The sequence below is a fragment of the Streptomyces bobili genome (assembly GCF_002154575.1).
GTDB classification, from domain to species: Bacteria; Actinomycetota; Actinomycetes; order Streptomycetales; family Streptomycetaceae; genus Streptomyces; species Streptomyces bobili.
Genome location: NZ_MUBA01000583.1, coordinates 1 through 4,283, shown reverse-complemented (window position 1 = coordinate 4,283; position 4,283 = coordinate 1). Strand labels below are relative to the sequence as shown.

Sequence of the window (4,283 nt, the reverse complement as noted above, 5' to 3'; positions counted from 1 at the left end):
CGACCTCGGCGACGGCACCCCGGTGGTCACCTCGGACGCCCGCACCGGCGCCCGCACGGCCACGGAGCACCTCCTGTCGCTGGGCCACGCCACGGTCTGGCACGTGGCGGGCCCGAGCGGGTGGGCGTCGGCCGACCGCAGGTCGGAAAGCTGGCGTGCCACGCTGAAGGCGGCCGGCGTTCCGGCCCCGCCCCCCCTCCTGGGTGACTGGAGCGCCGACTCCGGCTACGACCTCGGCCGCGAGTTGGCACGGAACCCGAAGATCACGGCGGTGTTCGTGTCCAACGACCAGATGGCCCTGGGCGTCCTGCGCGCCCTGCACGAGGCGGGCCGCCGCGTCCCGGACGACGTCAGCGTGGTCGGCTACGACGACATCCCGGAGGCGGCCCACTTCCTCCCCCCGCTGACCACCGTCCGCACGGACTTCACGGACATCGGCACCCGAGCCCTCCACGTCCTCCTGCACCGCATCGACGCCCCGACGTCACCCCCACCGCCGCTGACGGTCGTACCCGTGGACCTACAAGTCCGCGACAGCACATCGCCCCCCACCCGAGACCGCCGAAACGACCGCTGAATCCGCTCCCCCCACGTGCCCTGCTCTGCCGGCGCAGTCATCGACTCAGCTACGCGCCAGGAGCCCGGTACCGCACGTGCTCGGCTTTGCGCAGGGCACCGAGTGTGTCATCGACAGTCAGCAGAACAGTCGTCTCGAACGAGCTGAGCGCGCCACCTCCACTGATCGCCAGCGCGACCGCGGCCATGGACACGTTGTCTGGGGCCTCCCAGAGGTTGTAGCCGTCGTGCGTGCCGAAGGCGTACCAGAAGCCATGGAGCTTTCCGCCGACGGACTCGATGTACGACTGCGCGGCCTGCGCGCGGTCCTCGGGGTGGCCGATCAGCCTGGCCCACGTCTCCGGCGTGTAGCTGAACCTCGACAGATAGAGCGGCATCGTATTTCCCTTTCGTCCCAACCAGGGGTGCCCCGTAGGGCGGGAAACGCGCCGGCGGTGGCGCACGTATCCCCCGAACGGCCGGAGCCGAAGACCGGCATGGTCTCCGTCGACGGATGACCGACGCACCAACCGGGGCCGTGTACGGCACTGCATGGGACGGAAACCGAGACGGACGGCGGGGTCGGGCTGGCTAGCATCGTGGCTGTTGAAGGGGGCGTCATGGCACTGGTCCGCAAGGGATCACGACGGATCGTTGTCGACGGCACGGTCTACCGCTGGCGACTGCGAGGCAGGCCGACGTACTTCCAGGGCCTGGCCTGGTCGCCGTGCTCCTTCGCGGTCGAGCATGCGGATACTCCGGGTATGACGCTCGTGGTCACCACAGGCCAGCCGCATCCGAGCAACTGGATCGGTCGCGAGGCGGAGCCTGTAACGACGTCCGGTGTCGCCGCGGCTGTTCGCATTGCCCTGCGAGAGGGCTGGACTCCGACGGCTCCGGGCTCCGCATTCCACCTCGACCAGTCCGCCGGCTTCATACCTTCGAACTGACCGGAGTGTGCATGAGCGGCTACCAGTCCCGCCAGTCATCCGTGATCTCGGTGCGGCTGATGCCCCGCCTCGATGCCAGAGCAGCCACATCGATGCCGTGCTCCGTCAAGGCCTGGTCGATGTACAGGCACAACTCCTCGCGCTCCTCGGTCTCATAGCCGGCACCGTCATGGTCTTCGTTGATCTCGTTCAGAGCCAGGACGACACGCTTGACCGCCTCGAAGACCTGTTCGTCGTCCCGGTCCCGGAGCGTGCCCACTTCCGACTCGAACACCTGCAGTGCCGCGTCAGTCGCCGCCAACAGCGACTCAGGGAAGAGCTCCGACAAGAAGGCGTCGCTCGGGGCCCGCGCACCAGTGGCGACTTCAGTCGCCTGTTCGCCCACGCGGGCCCGCCAACGTGCTGATGGTCTGATTGCCATGTCCGGACCGTAGGCCCAGGCACTGACAGTGCCTTGAGACAGGCCTCTACCAGCTCGAGCCGGGGCTGTCGGACGCCGAGTTCGCGCGCATCGAGCGAGAGCACGGTTTCGAATTCGCGGACGATGACCGGGCCTTCCTGGCTGCCGGCCTTCCGGTCAACGTTCCTCCCGAGGACGGGCAGACCTGGTAAATCACGACCTTTTAGTCCCGAAGCAATTTGGGACACCCGCTGTGCCTGGGCTACTGCGCCTGTCACCTGCGCTGAAGGGCTGCTGACGCGGGCCGGCGTGAGCGGGACCTGATCCTGACCGCGCTCTGCTACGACCGGTACGGGTGGCACACAAAGGCGGAGTACGCGGAGTTCGTCCACCGGTACGGCTTCACCTCATGAACTGGCCTGGACACGAGACCTTGGCCGATCTGCGAGAGCTGATGACGGTGGCGTGGCACGGTCACCAGGTCGACGTGAGTGAGCGCTCTGCGACCGAGTTCACCCGGCGGGTCCGGTCTCCACGGACGGGTGAGGGACGCGACGTGTGGAGTCCGTCCTAGCTCTGCCCCGCATCGACGGTCAGCGCATAGTCGACGCTGACCCGGAAGCTGTCAGACCCGCCGCGAATTTTCAGAACGTGTGCGCCCGGTTCAAGAGGCGGCAACTGGATCCACAATCCGCACCCAATGGTACTGAAACCACTGTCCCCGCCGGCGGCACGACTGTCTGCGAAACGGCCGATCTGAATCGACTCCCCGCGATAGGTTTCCGCATCCAGGCGCTTGCCGTCGAGGGCGGCCGACCCGGTGGCACTCGCCATGAAGTCCGAGCATTCTTCTGAAGTGCCGTACCTGTTCACGAGTGGGAAGGCGACAGGCAGGCCGTCGGGAACGGTGCAGGTGCGTTGGACGGATTCCCCGTACGTGCCGGCAAGGAACCACACGTCGTCCGGTTGGGACCGAGCACATGAGCTTCCGTCCTGGTCCGCGACGGGATCGGATTCGTCAGGTCCGGCGGATACCCATGACCACCACCGACCCTGCAGCTCCGCGGATGAGAGGACGGGTGGCTCGCTGCTTCCCCTTCCGCACCCCACCGCGGTTGTCAACACTGCGACGGCAAGCACTATCCAGCCTGACCGCATCCTCATCCGTTCCCCCGTGTCCCGCAGGCACCGCCGTTTCGCGACGGCGCGACATCCAGCGGCACACTATCCGTGCTTCATGGGCCAGCAGAAACAGTTTGATCGCGGATCAATCTGCCTGGCCGCCGGCCAGCGCAGCACGGCCATACCGGTCGCCTACCAATCCGTGGCAAATCGCCAGCGGGAAGCGCGTCCCTCGATCACGACGCGAGACAGTCCGAGGGCCGACGGCGAACGTTCAGCGTCGTACGTAGACCCCAGAGGCAAGCCACAACCTGTGCTCACATGCCTCTTCGGGCCATCACTTGCGGCGATGCCTCAAGATCCCGCCCACGCCTCGTCCACAGCCCCCGACATACGGCCGCTCCGGGCTGCATCTGCCTGCACATACGCGAAGACCCCACCCTCAGCGTTTCCGCTGATGACGGGGTCTTTGGGCACCTTCTGCAAGGTGCCCCCGGCAGGATTCGAACCTGCGCACACGGCTCCGGAGGCCGTTGCTCTATCCCCTGAGCTACGGGGGCGTGTCGGTCGCGTTGCTCGCGGCGACGGACAGAACACTACCAGCTCCCTCGGGGTGATCAGGAACGGGTTTCCGGGGGTCAAGGAGGGGCGGGTCCCTCGCAGGGGGTGGAAGTGGGGAAAACCCGGACGCGGTGGCCGGTCCGGACCTACTCTCGAGTTGTGTCAGGCGCTTCGGGCCGGGTGCTTGTTGTGGACGACAACAAGGTCATCCGGCAGCTGATCAGGGTCAATCTCGAGCTGGAGGGCCTCGAGGTCGTGACCGCGTCCGATGGTGCCGAGTGTCTGGAAGTCGTGCATCAGGTGCGGCCCGATCTCGTGACCCTCGATGTCGTCATGCCTCGTTTGGACGGTCTCCGGACCGCCGCGCGGCTGCGTGCCGATCCCCGCACCTGCGACCTTCCCCTCGCCATCATCAGCGCCTGTACGCAGTACGAGGTGGAATCCGGTCTCGAAGCCGGCGTCGACGCCTTTCTCTCCAAGCCCTTCGATCCCACCGAGCTCGTCAGTCTCGTACGCAGGCTCATCGAGGGAACAAGAGGGGAGGGGGCCCTCGACCGGAGAACCGGGCTCGAGGCACCTCTTGGTCTCGGCCCCAGGCGCGACCTGACCCTTCGCGACAGCGGAGGCGACGGCACGGGTACGGGTAACGAACCCCAACCCCACCACGGCCAGGCAAACCGGCACGCGCACCCCAC

Annotated in this window: 6 protein-coding genes and 1 tRNA gene; 3 read left to right on the top strand and 4 right to left on the bottom strand. The window is 67.0% G+C overall.

The window, feature by feature from the left end:
• On the top strand, positions 1 to 577 hold a 577-nt coding region (locus tag BZL64_RS34120), incomplete at its 5' end, for a substrate-binding domain-containing protein (protein ID WP_143663386.1).
• 49 nt (positions 578 to 626) lie between these two features.
• On the opposite strand, the gene BZL64_RS34115 is transcribed toward BZL64_RS34120, so the two are convergent.
• Positions 627 to 953 (bottom strand): GYD domain-containing protein, encoded by a 327-nt coding sequence (locus BZL64_RS34115; protein ID WP_086772957.1) that lies wholly within the window; start codon positions 951 to 953, stop codon positions 627 to 629.
• Between the two features lie 222 nt (positions 954 to 1,175).
• Between BZL64_RS34115 and BZL64_RS34110 the strand changes: the two genes are divergently transcribed.
• Complete coding sequence (locus BZL64_RS34110; RefSeq protein ID WP_086772956.1) at positions 1,176 to 1,505, top strand: hypothetical protein; 330 nt, start codon at positions 1,176 to 1,178, stop codon at positions 1,503 to 1,505.
• Positions 1,506 to 1,524: 19 nt separating this feature from the next.
• On the opposite strand, the gene BZL64_RS34105 is transcribed toward BZL64_RS34110, so the two are convergent.
• The 3 genes from BZL64_RS34105 to BZL64_RS34090 form a co-directional block, all read right to left on the bottom strand.
• On the bottom strand, positions 1,525 to 1,926 hold the full coding sequence (locus BZL64_RS34105; RefSeq protein ID WP_086772955.1) for a hypothetical protein: 402 nt from the start codon (positions 1,924 to 1,926) through the stop codon (positions 1,525 to 1,527).
• Positions 1,927 to 2,475: 549 nt separating this feature from the next.
• On the bottom strand, positions 2,476 to 2,739 hold the full coding sequence (locus tag BZL64_RS34095; RefSeq protein WP_244205661.1) for a hypothetical protein: 264 nt from the start codon (positions 2,737 to 2,739) through the stop codon (positions 2,476 to 2,478).
• A gap of 776 nt (positions 2,740 to 3,515) precedes the next feature.
• Positions 3,516 to 3,587: transfer RNA gene (locus tag BZL64_RS34090), tRNA-Arg, on the bottom strand.
• A gap of 160 nt (positions 3,588 to 3,747) precedes the next feature.
• On the opposite strand from BZL64_RS34090, the gene BZL64_RS41565 reads away from it, so the two are divergent.
• A partial coding sequence (locus BZL64_RS41565) for a response regulator (protein WP_107430401.1) occupies positions 3,748 to 4,283 on the top strand: 536 nt, incomplete at its 3' end.

What these genes read in the sequence shown, in the direction of transcription:
- BZL64_RS34105 (WP_086772955.1), bottom strand. Translation starts at nt 1,926, where the DNA reads ATGGCAATCAGACCATCAGCACGTTGGCGGGCCCGCGTGGGCGAACAG.
- BZL64_RS34115 (WP_086772957.1), bottom strand. Translation starts at nt 953, where the DNA reads ATGCCGCTCTATCTGTCGAGGTTCAGCTACACGCCGGAGACGTGGGCC.
- BZL64_RS34110 (WP_086772956.1), top strand. Translation starts at nt 1,176, where the DNA reads ATGGCACTGGTCCGCAAGGGATCACGACGGATCGTTGTCGACGGCACG.
- BZL64_RS34095 (WP_244205661.1), bottom strand. Translation starts at nt 2,739, where the DNA reads ATGGCGAGTGCCACCGGGTCGGCCGCCCTCGACGGCAAGCGCCTGGAT.